Annotated in this window: 9 protein-coding genes; 1 reads left to right on the top strand and 8 read right to left on the bottom strand. The window is 62.4% G+C overall.

Going from position 1 to position 13,635, the window contains the following annotated elements; all coding sequences use genetic code 11:
• Nucleotides 1-49: 49 nt before the first annotated feature.
• The 7 genes from BX604_RS30805 to BX604_RS30770 form a co-directional block, all read right to left on the bottom strand.
• Complete coding sequence (locus BX604_RS30805) at nt 50-532, bottom strand: hypothetical protein (protein WP_373562448.1); 483 nt, start codon at nt 530-532, stop codon at nt 50-52.
• Entirely contained in the window at nt 523-1,209 is a 687-nt protein-coding gene (locus tag BX604_RS30800) for a pilus assembly protein (protein WP_373562447.1), read from the bottom strand. Before BX604_RS30800 ends, BX604_RS30805 begins: the two co-directional genes overlap by 10 nt.
• A 4-nt stretch (nt 1,210-1,213) precedes the next feature.
• Complete coding sequence (locus tag BX604_RS30795) at nt 1,214-3,373, bottom strand: TcfC E-set like domain-containing protein (RefSeq protein WP_098555137.1); 2,160 nt, start codon at nt 3,371-3,373, stop codon at nt 1,214-1,216.
• A 250-nt stretch (nt 3,374-3,623) separates the two neighbouring features.
• On the bottom strand, nt 3,624-4,172 hold the full coding sequence (locus tag BX604_RS30790) for a CS1 type fimbrial major subunit (RefSeq protein WP_179894923.1): 549 nt from the start codon (nt 4,170-4,172) through the stop codon (nt 3,624-3,626).
• A gap of 605 nt (nt 4,173-4,777) precedes the next feature.
• Nucleotides 4,778-7,198 (bottom strand): fimbria/pilus outer membrane usher protein, encoded by a 2,421-nt coding sequence (locus BX604_RS30780; protein WP_257146470.1) that lies wholly within the window; start codon nt 7,196-7,198, stop codon nt 4,778-4,780.
• A 159-nt stretch (nt 7,199-7,357) separates the two neighbouring features.
• Complete coding sequence (locus BX604_RS30775) at nt 7,358-8,077, bottom strand: fimbrial biogenesis chaperone (RefSeq protein WP_098554589.1); 720 nt, start codon at nt 8,075-8,077, stop codon at nt 7,358-7,360.
• Nucleotides 8,078-8,146: 69 nt separating this feature from the next.
• Complete coding sequence (locus BX604_RS30770; protein WP_098554588.1) at nt 8,147-8,743, bottom strand: fimbrial protein; 597 nt, start codon at nt 8,741-8,743, stop codon at nt 8,147-8,149.
• A 606-nt stretch (nt 8,744-9,349) separates the two neighbouring features.
• On the opposite strand from BX604_RS30770, the gene BX604_RS30765 reads away from it, so the two are divergent.
• Entirely contained in the window at nt 9,350-10,576 is a 1,227-nt protein-coding gene (locus BX604_RS30765) for a fimbrial protein (protein WP_098554587.1), read from the top strand.
• A 64-nt stretch (nt 10,577-10,640) separates the two neighbouring features.
• Here BX604_RS30765 and BX604_RS30760 read toward each other — a convergent pair whose 3' ends face one another.
• Complete coding sequence (locus tag BX604_RS30760; RefSeq protein ID WP_098554586.1) at nt 10,641-13,634, bottom strand: hybrid sensor histidine kinase/response regulator; 2,994 nt, start codon at nt 13,632-13,634, stop codon at nt 10,641-10,643.
• Between the last annotated feature and the right edge of the window lies 1 nt (nt 13,635).

The raw sequence follows: 13,635 nt of genomic DNA, 5'->3' as shown, positions 1-13,635 counted from the left end.
CCAGCAGATTCAGAAATTCATTTCCACGAATCCCCATCGCCTCGCGCCGTCATTTTTCTGCATCAGGTAACTGATAAATCACCACGCCATAGCCGATACTGACGAACAGCGGCGCTGTCGTGTCGCCATCGCGATCCGCGTCAATGACGATGTGCTCACGGGGCCGGAATGTCACCCGCCACACTTGGGGCTCGTCGGGTCCGGAAAGCTCTTTCAACACCATCCGGTATTTCTGCCCCGGCGACAGCACCAGCCGACTGGGCTGGACCAGCAACGTCGGCTGCGGTACGTCCTCAACCGGCACGAGGTCCTCCGGCACGTGCCCCGGATTCGACACCCGCTGCTGTGTGACATCGAGATACAACGGCGTATCGCCAACGTTCTCGACCCACAGCTCATTGGCCGGTTTGTCGGGCGACAGCGTGAACTCGGTGCGAGACAACTTCAGGATGCCGGCGGCAAAACTGCCGCTGCAGCACAGCAGCGTCAACGCCCCCAATGCCCAGCGCGGCAGGCGCTTCATCACGGACATTGCAGCGCCGTGGGCGCATCGTCGACACTGAGCGTCATGCGCCTGGTCGCAAAATGCTGCGGTGTGCCGGGAAATACCGCGACGGTCTGCGGCTGCTTCGTGCCGTCATACGACACGTTCGAGAACACCGTGCGCACGTTGCCGGTGCTTTCCAGCGTGATGCCGCCATCGTCGCAGCGATGGGCCCATGCCGCCTTCAGCTTGCCCGGCGGCGGCAAATGCCGGACCAGTACGCCATAGCCGATCGCCACCGACATCGGTGCGGTGATCTTGTCTTTCGGTGCGTCTTCCACCTTCAGCGATCGGATCGGCACCACGTACAGCCGGTAAAGCTCTTCCTGCGCGGGTTCGGTCAACGACTTCAACTCGATCTGCCGGCTCTGGCCGGGGCCGAGCGTGAGCTTGTCCGGGCTCGCGAGCATGCCCGGATTGTCCAGTTGCCCGAGATCGACTTTCTTCTCGGGCGTCATGCCCGGATTCATGACCTTCTGCAGCGTGATCGACAGGTACAGCGGCGCATCGCCCATGTTCCGCACGGTCACCTTCTCATCGTGCGTGGCGTACACGCGGGTCGCGGCCGGCATCACCATCAGTTCGCCCTCGGCCTGCGCCGTCTGGACGGTCGCGCACGCCAGCGCAACGAAAGCGAATACCCAATGCTTCATCTTGAAATTCACGTGCTTACTCCTTTGATGCGTTGAGCCCAGGCGGTTCGCAGCGGAAATTGCTGCCGCTCGCCTCCCTCAGGCTGCAGGTGTACCGAAGCCCGTCGCGGTCTACCGTGATCTGCGACAGCATCGTCTTGCTGACGATCGAGAACAGGCCGTTGCGATGCGCGACGTCGCCGGTCTCGACGATCTTGCCGCTGACCGGCTTGCCGTCGGCATCCTTCAGGAAGCCGCTGTAGATCATGTTGATGTCGACCTTCGCGTTGGCCGCATAGACCTGCCCCGGATGCGCGCGGATGATGTTGGCGGGCACTTCGATATTCATGTCGAGTTTGTCGTTGTTGCTGTACACGCGCGCGAATGCCACGTCGGCATACGTATTCAACGGCACCGCATAGGTGCTGCCGCCACCGACCGGATTGCCCTCCACGTTGAAGCCGTAATTCATTCCGTCGAGCTTCGGCGTGCGCAGCAGCATCGCGCTACCGCCATTGCTGTAGCGACCGAACGCAACGCCATCCTTGCTGGCCGCAACCATGCCGCGATAGTTGAAATCGGCGTTGCTGGCATCGCCGTTGTAGCCGATGTTCAGCGACGCGTCGCCACGCGTGCCCGAACGCGAGCCATACGCATTGATGCCGTAGTCGGAATTGATGCGGTTGCCCGTGACCCCGAGCGTCGTCGTACCGAAACCGTCCTGGAAATCCTTCCGGTAATCGCCGCTCAATTGCGTCTGGCCGCCCGAGCGCGCGGCGCTGAAGCTGGCCTGAACCTTGTCGAGCTGCATGGTCATGTTGAAATACACGCCATATCCGGCGCTCGTGCGGCTGAAGCTGCCTTTTTGTACACCGAGCGCGAAGGTTGCCCACAAGCCGTTCGGCCGATAGTTCCAGCGTACTTCCGCCTGGTGCGTGGCGCCGAAGCCCGACTGCTGATAGTTGTAACCGACGGTCGCCTTGCGCAGCATGCGGCTGTACGACACGCTGGTGCTCGACGTGCTGGTATAGAAGCGCGACACGTCGTTGTTCAGATAATGGCTGGCGGAAAGGCTGCCGAGCGCTTCGCTCGACGCGGCCAGGCTGACGTAGCCGCCGGCCTTGCGCTCGCCCGCCAGCACACCGAGCGTCGGCGTGATGTCGACGTCGCCGATCTGCGTCGGGCGCGTGACGTTCACTTCCCCCGCCCAGTCGCCACCGCGGCCGACAAGCGTCGACGCGTTCATGTAGAACTGGCGGAAGTTCCGGCTCATCGCGGCTTCCATCAGGAAGCCGCCGCGCTCGCTCATCTCCTTGCCGACCGTGAAATGCCACGCGTTGCCGCTGGCCGCACCGAAGTTGACGTTGTTGATCTCGCGAACTTCCTGCGTGACCACGTTGCCGTTGCGGTCGACCAGGCGCACCTGTACCGGGTAATAGCCGCCCGGCAGATCCGCGAAGCTGATCTCGTTGCGGCCGAGCATGGCCGGGCGCTTCGCGATCAGGCGGCCATTCCGGTAAAACTCGTAGTTGCCTTCCGCTGTGGCGTACAGCACCAGCGAACCCGCATTGCGATCGACCTGCAGGTTCGTCTGGCTGCCGACTGTCACGAACTGATCGAAACTCGGCGACAGCAGCGTGCTGACCGAACCGGACGCGTAGTCGATACTGTTCTGCTTGCCGGCCCGCACATAGGTTCGTGCGAAGTTCTTCTGCAGGTAATACGACGAGACGCCCTGCGAGTCGTAGCTCGTGCCGCGCGTTGCCGTGTGGTTCGCGTACCAGCTGACGTAGCCGAAGCTGCGCGAAGGCAGGCCGACCCAGGTCGCGCCATTCACGTTGGCGGCGCGATAACCGTTCGACGACGCGCGAAAGTCGACCGACTGGTTGTTGACCAGCCCGAAGCCTGTTTCCGGGGCGAAGTAATCCTCGCGTGAATCGCGAATCGATATCGAGCGCCTGAGCTTGTCGACCGTGACGTAATAGCCGTCGACCTCGATGTCGCAGCCCTTGCTGCAACGCTTGTAGTCGATCTTGGCGAGGACCTTGCGGATAATATCGACATCGTCCGGCGAAACGCCGTTTGCCGCGTATTTAGCGGCATCGAAATCGAGTGCCGCCTCTGTCGCCGAATACCGCACCAAACCCGGCAACGTCTTCCCGTTGAACGTCGCGACATAATGCGCGCTGTCGTCCATTTCAACGGCACTGAAGCCCTCAGGCACGCCGTACGACACCTTGACTTCGGCAAACGACTGCGACGAGATGAACACGAATGCACCGAGCCACAGCCTATTGAACGGAAACGGAGCTCGATAGGTCAACACGCTATTCTCTTTGCGACAGGAACGAAATCAGAATCCAGATCAGCGATGCCGTCTGGGCGCAGGGACGAAGCGGGGAGCGAAGCCCCCGGAGGTGGGGCTTCGCGAGGGAACTACGGTGGGGTTACTTCGTGGCCGGCGTCTCGCCGCCACCTGCTGCCGCGACCGGCTCGAACACCATCACGAGATCGCCGCTGTAGCTACCGTTGGTGCTGTTCGAACCGACCATCGTCGGTGCGTCGACGTTGATCTTCAGGTTGTGGACTTCGTCGTAGCCGCCGTTGCCCGAGACCGTTTGCGTGACCTTCTGAACCGCGCCGAACTTGACTTCCGAATCACCCGCGGCGCTGCCGATCATGATCTTCGTATTCTTCATTTCGTAGTTGCCGTTCGACAGCTTCAGCGGCTGCGCGAGCGAGATGTTGAAGTCAGGGTTCTTCGTCCACACGCGAACCGGCAGCGACTTCGAGAACTTCGATTGAGTGTAATCGTTGGGCGTGAGCTCTTCCGTGCTGTACCAGGTCGAGCCGTCCGGCTTCGACACGAAGATGCCGTCGTTGATCTGCGCCGTCAGCGTGATCTTCTTCGACACCGGATCGGCTTGCGCCGTTTGAGCCATGCCGACCAGCGCCGCGGACATGCCGAGTGCGAGAATGATTTTGTTGAGCGTCATCGAATGATCCTGCCTTAATTGAGATTGCGGAAAAAATGCCAGTGACACTGGCGACTTTCGTTGTGTGGAACACTGAATTCCACTGACGAAATTTTCGACAATCTGCTCGATGCATTCGATAGGACAATTATGCGAGTATCGCCAGAATCAACTCGTTCCAGTACGAATTTTTTACCGATCTGGATGTATGCCGCTGATCGTTAAAGAAAATTCAAGCTTTCAATTGGCTATTCCCTCGCGCGACAACCGCTGCCACGCCGGTGAAACGCGGCAGGCGCACGATCGAATCGGCTGCGCGGCACGCCATTGCGCCGGCCATCGAAAAGGTCGACACCGACCGGCCGCACTTCAGCGACAGCGCGCGTGCCGATGCTGGACAGGCGCAACAGTTCGTCGGAGCCGGCGTTGCCCTCGACATGGGCGCGCACGATGCCGCCGGCTGCGTTCGGCTTGCGTCGGGAAAAACCAATGGCGATAGATTCGAGATATCCAGCAGGTACTCGACCAGATCGTTATCGCGATAAAACTACTGGTCGTCGAGAAGCAGATGGGCTTAAGCGCCATCGAGCCGAACGGACAATCGGCCCGTCGGCTGTCAATCAAATTCACTGCCCCGCCATCTTGCAGACCATCGCCACGCGCTCGTACGCGACCGCCGGCTTCCGCGCCGGCAGCGCATAGTCGCCTTCGCACGATCCGTCGCTCCAGCGAATCGACAGGCGCCCTTGGTCCTTGATGCCGAACACCAGCACGCGAGATGCGTCGTCGACCATGCCGAGCACCTTGCCGCTCTCGTCGTAAGCCGTTGCGCCGAACGGTACGTTGCCGCCAGCCGACGTCTTCACGCCGAACTGCACGCGGCGCCCCGTTTCGGCTGCGAACTTCGCCTTCACGATCGCGCCGCGCGTGGGCACCACCGCTTTCGCGTTGTCGGTCAGGTCGGTATCGAAGCCGAGGCTCTCGGTATCGACGTTGAGCCAGTTGTAGCGATACGGCTGCGCATAAGGCAGGATCGCGTAGCCGCGGCGATCCGTGCTGATGCTCGTCGACGACGAAAAACGCGCGCCGCGCACGCCCGGCACTTCGGCAATCGCGAACGTCTCGCCGACCGTCTGGCCCAGTGTGACGCCACCACTGTGCGCGACCACCGAGCCGGCGATGCTGGCGTCCACGTGCTTGCCGCTGCCCGACTGGTTGTAGTTCGTCGCCAGCTTGGCCAGCGGCGTATCCCAGCCGAGGCCCACGCCCCCCGACCCGCCGGCATGCTTGCGATAGTCGCCCTGCACTGAATAGTTGACCGTGTTCGCATCGTTCAGGAACCCGTTCACACCGACCTGCGAACTCACGTCGCCGCTCGTCGACGCGACCGTGTTCGCGTACAGGCGATGCGAACGCGTGCCGCCGCCCAGCGGGATGCTGACCGATGCGGTGAACTGCGTATCGGCGCCCCCGAACGGCCCCGAATCGCGCGTATGCGCCACCGCCACGCTATAGCTGAGATTCTTCAGCGCGCCGCTGTAGCCGAGCTGGATGTTGCGACTCGATCCGCCCTGGTTCCAGTAGCTCGTATCGCCGATGCTCGCGTATAGCGACCCGCCCGAGCCCAGCGACTGGTTGATGTTCAGGTCGACCCGGCTCTTCTGGCGGAACGACCCGTTGCCCCACTGGCGATCGAGATCGTCGACGTGCTGGCTGAACGTGCGATAGCCGTCGGTCGAATAGCGATAGCCGACCATCGTGAAGGTCGTCTCGGTCGCCGTCAGCGTCTTCGAATACAGGAACCGGAAGCTCTGCCCGCTGGTCTTGCGGCCCATGACATTCGACTGGCTGTGCGTGATGTCGAACGACACGCCGCCGAGCCGCGAGTTGTAGCCGAGCCCGAGCGCAATAGCCGCGTATCGCTCCGCGCCGATGAAGCCGCCGTAGCCGGTCAGGTTGTCGGACACGCCATAGATCAGCGTGCCCTGCGCGAACTTGGGTCGCGACTGACCAAAACCGCGATACTGGCCCGCCGAAAACGCATAGCGCATCGTGCCGCGACGAATCATCACGGGCAGGTAAGAATACGATTGCCGGTACGTGCGCACGCTGCCGTCGGATTCGATGACCCGGATTTCGAGGTCGCCGTTCGAGCCGCTCGGGTAAATGTCCCGGAACTCGAACGCGCCGGGCGTCACGGACGCCGAATAGATCACGTAACCGTTCTGACGCACCTCGACTACCGCATTGCTTTGTGCGATGCCGCGCACGACAGGTGCATAGCCGACCTCGTTGTCCGGCAGCATCCCCGTATCGGAACTGACCTGCGCGCCGAGAAAACGCACGCTGTCGAAGATCTCGCCAGGCGTATACACCTCGCCCGCGGAGAGGCGCCCCTGGATGCGTTGCAGGTCCCGCTCCACGTAGCTGCGATTCGCGGCGAGATCCGACGGGCTGCCGCGTCGCCACGACAGTGCCGATTCGTTACGCAGCCGCCATGCGCCGATGTTGAGGCCGTTGCGCAACCCGAGATACGCATAGTCGCTGCGATAGCCGGAATCCGTGTCGTGGCTGAAGTTCGCCTGATAGTTCGAATACGCAGCCGTGATGCCTTCGTCCCACAGCGACGGATCGACATAGCCGCGCGTCTGCATCGGCGCATAGGCTTGCGGCACGCTGATATCGAGCGCCAGCGTACCGACGTCGAAACTCGTCGACGCGCCATCGGCCAGCGAACCCAGCTCGACCGGCGCGTCGTCCGCCAGCCCCGCTTCCAGCTTGTGCTCGCGCTCGAGACGCTTCACGTCCACGCCGAGCGTCTTCAGCAGACCGTAGGTGATCACCGGGCGAACGTCGCCCGACGTATCCGTCTTGAACAGGATCGATTCGCGTTTCGCGCGCCGCTCGTTCAGCGACACGTCGACATCGTAGATGCCGGGCGCCACCGAATTACCTTTCTCGAAATAGGAAAGCTCGACCGGGCCGTCCCCCTTCTTGAGGAACAGTTCGTTGAATTCCGCAGCTTGTGCCTGGCTGGGCGCAAACATGGCGCCGAGCGCCATCAAACAGGACGCGAGCTGGCAAGCCTCTACAATTTTCTTGACAGTTGTGTTCATGTCCTGAATGCGCGCTCTTTATATGGTTTTAGTTAGTACAACGTATCTATGTGTCATTGGCGATTCGGCCGACTCCGCATCACGGACGGGTTACTTCGTGACGTCGGCCTGTGTATCGGCCGTGGCGCCGAAATCGTTGATCGACGTAAATTCGACTTTGGCGTTTGCCGGCAGCGCGCTGCCGGAATAATCCTTCACGGCAAGACGCTTCGGCGACTTGGGTGCGATCATCTCGGTCGCGATCGGATACGCGCTTGCGCCGGCCTTGAGACTCGCGTGGCCGAGCGACACGAAATACGGCGTGTCGTTGACGACTTCCAGCGCCGGCTTGCCGCTGCCCGCGCTCCAATGCCACTTCAGTTGGCCCGGCGCATCGTCGGGCTTGCCCGACAAATCGGCCGGCCGGTAGAACAACTTGATCCGCTGCCGCACCGCGATCTGCAGCGAGTTGTCGTCCTTGGCCTTTTGCGGAATCTCCTGCACGCTCAGCCAGAACACCGATTCACGGTCGGCCGCGAGCCCGGTACCCGCATAAAAGATCCGCAGGATTTGCTGCTTGTCGCCGCCGAGGCGGCTCAGCGACGGCGTGATCGCGAAGGGCAGGTCGCCCTTCGCGCCATCCGGCAACTCGATCCATGACTGGATCATCACGTCGTCCTTCGACTGATTCTTGACGACGACCGACGCTTCCTTGCTCTGCGCCGGATAAACGACACGCGTGCCGGACAACGAAATGCCGGCATGCGATGGAATGGACAGGAACAACATCGAGCCGGCCGCAACCAGCCCGGCGATGAGCGATTTCTTCATGGCGGATTCGAACCTGGAGGCGGCGGTGAAATGGCACCACGTGCCATTTCGCCGCTCGATTGACGATGCTTATTCGTACGACAGCGTGAACGGGAGCGTGCCGTTGGCCGTACCTGCTGCCACCTTGTCGCCATTCGCGACGTAACCCGCACGCATGTTCAGCGCAGCGGTGTAAGTCGGCTTCTCGTCCGTCCCGCCCTTGACCAGCGGCGCGTTGATCGTCTCGTTCGCCGCCAGGTTCAGCAGGTTGTTGTTGTCGTCATACAGACCGATACCGACGCCTACCGCCGAGCCCGAAATCTTCAGCAGCTTGTTGTTCTTGCCGTCGATACCCGAACCGGCCAGCGGGTCGAACTTCATCTTCACGAGCGTCAGGTCAGTGGCAGTGTTGCCGCAGTCGAGGTTCAGGCTGATCGACGTGCCGCCCGCGATGCTGTGACCTGCCGTGCCGCCGATCGAATCCGCACTGACCGTGCCGAGGTTGACCGCGATGTCCTGCTTGCCCTTCTCGCCGGTCACGCTCGTGCCTGCGCCGCCGGTGATCAGGCACGACGCCGCGGTGATGTTGCCCGTGAAATTGATCGTGCCGTCGGCCGCCATCGCCGAACCTGCTGCGAACATGCCTGCGACTGCTGCGAGTACCAGAATTTTCTTGTTGAAAGCCACGATTTTCTCCGAATGAAACGTGATTAAAAACTCCTTACAGAGCGAGATGCATGATGCCAATTCGGCGTCATTTAGTATCTAGTTCGTGACCGATATTGATTTAAATTCAGCTAGTACAAGTACGAACAATTTAATCTTCATACGTATATTCGGACTGCAACCATCGTTGAAGTATTAAAAATATTTGTAATTTCCCGCTTTTCAGATCGAGTCCGTCCGCATCGCCCGATGAGCAGTGGGTCGCATTTGAATGCGACCTCCAGCGTGGCCGGCGACTTGCACGGCGACAAGCGAGATTGGATCTCCGGCTCAAACAGTGGGCAGGAGATCAAGACACGAGGGGAACCGGCGTCGCGGCATGCGCGATGAGTCGGAAGTACGGGTATACGGGCGTTCGCCAGCAGTCTTGGTCCTCGTGCGACGCAGCCGAAACCTCGGCACTCAAAGCAAACGATCAGACAAAATTATTGAAAATAGTACTTGTCTTATATTAATTAAATAAATGTTAGTACTTGTCTCATATAGGCCACCCTCTCGCGACGATATCATTCAAAACGATCAAGCACCCAGCACTCATTCCAGCTCATTTCAAAGAAAAGCCGACGCATGCGTCACAGCAAACGTCGGCCCTCTGTCGCGCATTTGCCGGGTGACTGGATCGAACAGCGGCATCGCCGCGAGACGTACTCCATCGAACTCCATCCAGCGCGCCATGGCCGAATGCCGGGCGCGATGCATCGAGCCTTCAACCCGACAAGCCCGCAATCGAAGATGAGCAAGCCATATCCGATACCGCCCCTGACACGATTTCGAATCCCGAATCGTTTGATATCGATCGCCAAAGTCTGCGCGGCGTTGCTCGTCGCGCTCGTGTGGCAATCCCACGCGCAGGCAAAATGCAAAATCTCGCAACAGTTCGTCGGTGATGTCACGACGGCGTACTACTCGGTGAGTTTCGGTGCGTTGCCAAGCTTCGATCCCACAGTGCCGGACGGCGCGGTGCTCGGCAGAGTACAAAGCAAAATGGGGGACAGTAGCACCACCATCAACGGCTGCTCGAACCCCAGCACCATCGGCATGATGAACTACTCGGGAATCGGCGCGCTGGACGCTCGCTTCCAGACCTATCCGACCAGTGTCGCCGGCGTAGGACTTCGGGTCGGCTCAACCACCGGGAGCAGCGTCCAGTGGTGGGCCAATTACTCCGTCGACAATTCCGGCGTTAGCGGCTTTTTCTTCTACCCCACATTTGAGTTTGTAGCCGAGCTCGTGAAAACGGGCCCTATTACAGCTGCCGGAGCGCTGAGCGGCGAAATCGGCAAGATAACGCTCCCCTCTCACAATCAAATTGCGGTTGTCGTGCGCCTGAGCGGATCCCTGGCCGTCAAACCCCTGGTTCCGACTTGCACGGTCAACACCAAGAAGATCGCCGTTCCGATGGGCAGTGTCGCGATCGCGACCTTGAACCGGGACGGCATCGGGCCCGGTCAAAGCTTTGCGATCAATCTGCAGTGCACGGGCGGCACGCAAGGCGCATCCACGCGGATGTTCACCACGCTGACCGATGCAACCAATACCGGTAACCGGAGCGACGTGCTCGGCCTCACGCCGAGTTCCACGGCCAAAGGGGTGGGTGTACGGATCATGAACCAGTCGACGCCCGTCTCCTACGGCCCCGACTCATCCGCAGCCGGTAACCCGAATCAATGGTTCGTCACGGAAACGGGCAACCGGAGCGTCGACATTCCGCTCACCGCACATTACGTCCGGACCGGTAACGTAACAGCGGGTACCGCGGATGCCGTCGCCACTTTCACGATGAGTTATCAATAACGCGGGCAGGCGCGGCCCGAGGGCTCAATGCCACGTACATGCGCGCATCGACGCACACGCAACTTCAGCGCTCCAGTGCCCTTGCGATCGTGTTCCGGAAGGCCGGCCAGTGCTCTCTGAACGCTTCGGCCCCGCCTTCGTTCACGACACGCTCCATGGCTGCGCAGGCGTCCCGCGCCTGCGCATTGTCGGCCATCGCGAAACCGCCGCGCATCGAGTGCAGTTCGACCGCAATCGCATCGACAGCACCGTTCGACAGCGCCGCGTCGAGCGCGCGCAGCGAGTTCAGCGTTGCGTCGCGCAAGGTTCGCCGGATCTCGTCCGTCATGGCCGGCACATTCTCCCGCGTGCCGGATTCCGCCGTCTCCGCCCCCGCGCCGCGCATCCCGTGCCGGCGCAACACGGCCTCGAGCGCATCGATCGACAGCGGCTTGAGCACGACTTCCACAACCCCCGCCTGCGCGCAGCGGCGCCGATCCTCGTCGGTCGCGTGCGCGGTCATCGCGATCACCGGCACCTTCGCGCCCTGCTCGCGCAGGAAATTCGCGAGCGCGAAGCCGTCGAGCTCCGGCATGCCGAGATCGGTCAGCACTACGTCGAACGGATACGCGAAGAACGCACGCATGGCCTCGACACCGTTCTCGACGAGCGTGGCGTCGCAACGGAGCGCGTCGAGCTGATCGCGCAACAATGCACGGCTCGCCGGGTGATCTTCCGCCACCAGCACGCGGAGCGGCGCATCGTCGTCCGCGACCATCGGCAGCGCCGGCGCCTCGGGTTCCGGCTCGTCGAATGCGGTGCGCCACCCGCGCGGCGCGTCGGCCAGCGGTAGCACGGCCGCGAACGTCGTACCGATACCCGGCCGGCTCTCGACCGTCAGATCGCCCTGCATCAGCCGCACCAGACGCCGGCACAGCGGCAGCCCGAGCCCCGTTCCGCCGAAGCGCCGGTAGATCGACGCGTCGGTCTGGACATACACGTCGAACAGCGTCGGCACACTCTCCGGCGCGATACCGATCCCGGTATCGCGCACCACGATCTCGACACCGCGCGCGTGGCCGGCCCCGCTCGCACGGCGCGCTTCGATCGTCACGCTGCCGTGCCCGGTAAACTTGATCGCATTGCTGACGAGATTCGACACGACCTGGCGCAAGCGCGTGGGATCGCCGACGTAACCGTCGGCCAGCTCCGCGGCGATCCGGCATTCGAGCCCGAGTTGCTTCGCCTGCGCGAGCGGGTGGAAAATCGCCGTGACGTCGTGCAGTACGGCGCGCAGATCGAACGGCACGGCTTCGAGCACCATCTGGTTCGATTCGGCCTTCGACAGATCGAGCACGTCGTTGATCACGTGCAGCAACGCATCCGACGACGACCTCACCGTCTGCAGGCGTCGCAATTCCTCGGCCGGCAACGGCGCGCGCGCCATCAACTCCAGATTGCCGACGATCGCGTTCAGCGGTGTGCGGATCTCGTGGCTCATCGTCGCGAGGAACGTCGACTTCGCCTTGTTCGCGTCGTCCGCGGCCGTGCGCGCTTCCTTCAGCTTGTCTTCCGTCAGCTTGCGGGCGGTGACGTCGGTCAACGTGCAGAGCAGCACGTCGACACCGCGGAACTTGGTTCGCACGACATGCACCGCCAGGTAGGCCGTGCCGTGGCCCTGACGCTCGATCTCCAGCTCCTGCAGCACGGCGCCGCGCCGGTCGCCGCTACCTGCCCGGTGCTCACGATAGGCCTGCCAGATGCGCTTGCCGAGCGGCAGCCCGGCTTCATCGCCGTCGTATGCGAGCACGGCGTCGTTGCGCACCATCGTCTCGCCGTCCGCCACCGACAGCAGCAGCAGCCCGGCCGGCGCATGGCGGATCAACGTCCGGTTGAGCGCCTCGCTCTCGATCAGGCGGATCGCACGCCGGTTCGCCGGACGCAGCGCGCGACGGTCGAACAACACGATCGTCGACCACAACAACACGAGGCCGAACAGCGCGGCGCCGAGCGTCGCGCTCACGCTGACGATCGTCGCTTTCACCAGGCTGCGCCACGAGAAGGTCGTCATGATGACGAGGCTGCTGTCGGGCAGGCGATCGCTGATGATGAAGTGCGTGCCGACCCGCCGCACGAACACGTGTTCGCCCGACGAATCGCGCGCGTCGCGCAGCGCGCGTTCGATCATCGCCGGATCGCGCTGCCGCCCGACGACGATGTTCCGCTGCGCGTCGATGACCGCGATGTCCTCGTCGTCGGAACGCGGCACCAGCATGTCGTCGATCCGAAACAACCCGTTGACGACGAACCAACCGAACGGTCGCCCGTCCGCGTCGTCCAGACGACGGGCGTACCGCACGACAGTCCGGCCGGACAACGGGTCAAAACGACGATCAAGCATGAACGGGCGGTTCTGCACGTCCAGCTTCCGCTTCGCGACCCCGGTCGGCATCAACTGCGCGATCAGCGCTTTCGGATCGGCGCCCGGCGCAAGCGCACGTGCGCGCGCCACGAGCGGCGCCCCCAGTACGGCGAGAAACGGGCTGTCGAGCCCGATCAGATACCCACCGACCGGCTCGGCGTCCGCCGCAGGCGATCGTGACGGCGACCGGCCGTCCCGCGCAGCAAGACCGGCCAGCACCCCGAGATATCTCGCGTACGATGCGGCAGGGTGATCCGGCTCAACGCTGCGTAACGCGAGTATCGACGTGCTGCCGTTGCGCGGGGTCAGCACCCCGCCCTCGACCGAGAATGCCTCCAGTACGGAGGGCGACGGTTGCGCGCCCTGATTCCAGAGCCGCTCCATCCTGTCCCCGTAGGTCATCAGCGCCGTGTCGGCCGCCCTCAGACTCGTATTGAACCGCGCTTCACGTTGCAGGAATGTCGAACGCTCCTGCGAGCGATACTCCTGCACGTCGAGCCGCACGACCAGCGCGGCGCAAATCAGAATGAACAGCGTGACCGCGATCCCTCCGCCATACAGCAGGAGTTGCTGCTGACGGCGCACGCGGCCGGGATCGAAAGGCTTGCGGCCGGCCACGGCCGCGAGGGTGGCGAATCGCTTCAGGTTGGCGGGCATG

The sequence above is a fragment of the Burkholderia sp. JKS000303 genome, assembly GCF_002563755.1.
In the GTDB taxonomy this organism is placed as follows: Bacteria; Pseudomonadota; Gammaproteobacteria; order Burkholderiales; family Burkholderiaceae; genus Burkholderia; species Burkholderia anthina_B.
Note: the sequence above shows the minus strand (reverse complement) of the source record. Positions and strands in the feature narration are given on the sequence as shown.

Bases quoted from the DNA above. Each gene is read 5' to 3' on its own strand.
- BX604_RS30805 (WP_373562448.1), bottom strand. From the start codon at position 532: ATGTCCGTGATGAAGCGCCTGCCGCGCTGGGCATTGGGGGCGTTGACG.
- BX604_RS30795 (WP_098555137.1), bottom strand. From the start codon at position 3,373: ATGGACGACAGCGCGCATTATGTCGCGACGTTCAACGGGAAGACGTTG.
- BX604_RS30790 (WP_179894923.1), bottom strand. From the start codon at position 4,172: ATGACGCTCAACAAAATCATTCTCGCACTCGGCATGTCCGCGGCGCTG.
- BX604_RS30780 (WP_257146470.1), bottom strand. From the start codon at position 7,198: ATGTTTGCGCCCAGCCAGGCACAAGCTGCGGAATTCAACGAACTGTTC.
- BX604_RS30775 (WP_098554589.1), bottom strand. From the start codon at position 8,077: ATGAAGAAATCGCTCATCGCCGGGCTGGTTGCGGCCGGCTCGATGTTG.
- BX604_RS30765 (WP_098554587.1), top strand. From the start codon at position 9,350: ATGCGTCACAGCAAACGTCGGCCCTCTGTCGCGCATTTGCCGGGTGAC.
- BX604_RS30760 (WP_098554586.1), bottom strand. From the start codon at position 13,634: ATGCCCGCCAACCTGAAGCGATTCGCCACCCTCGCGGCCGTGGCCGGC.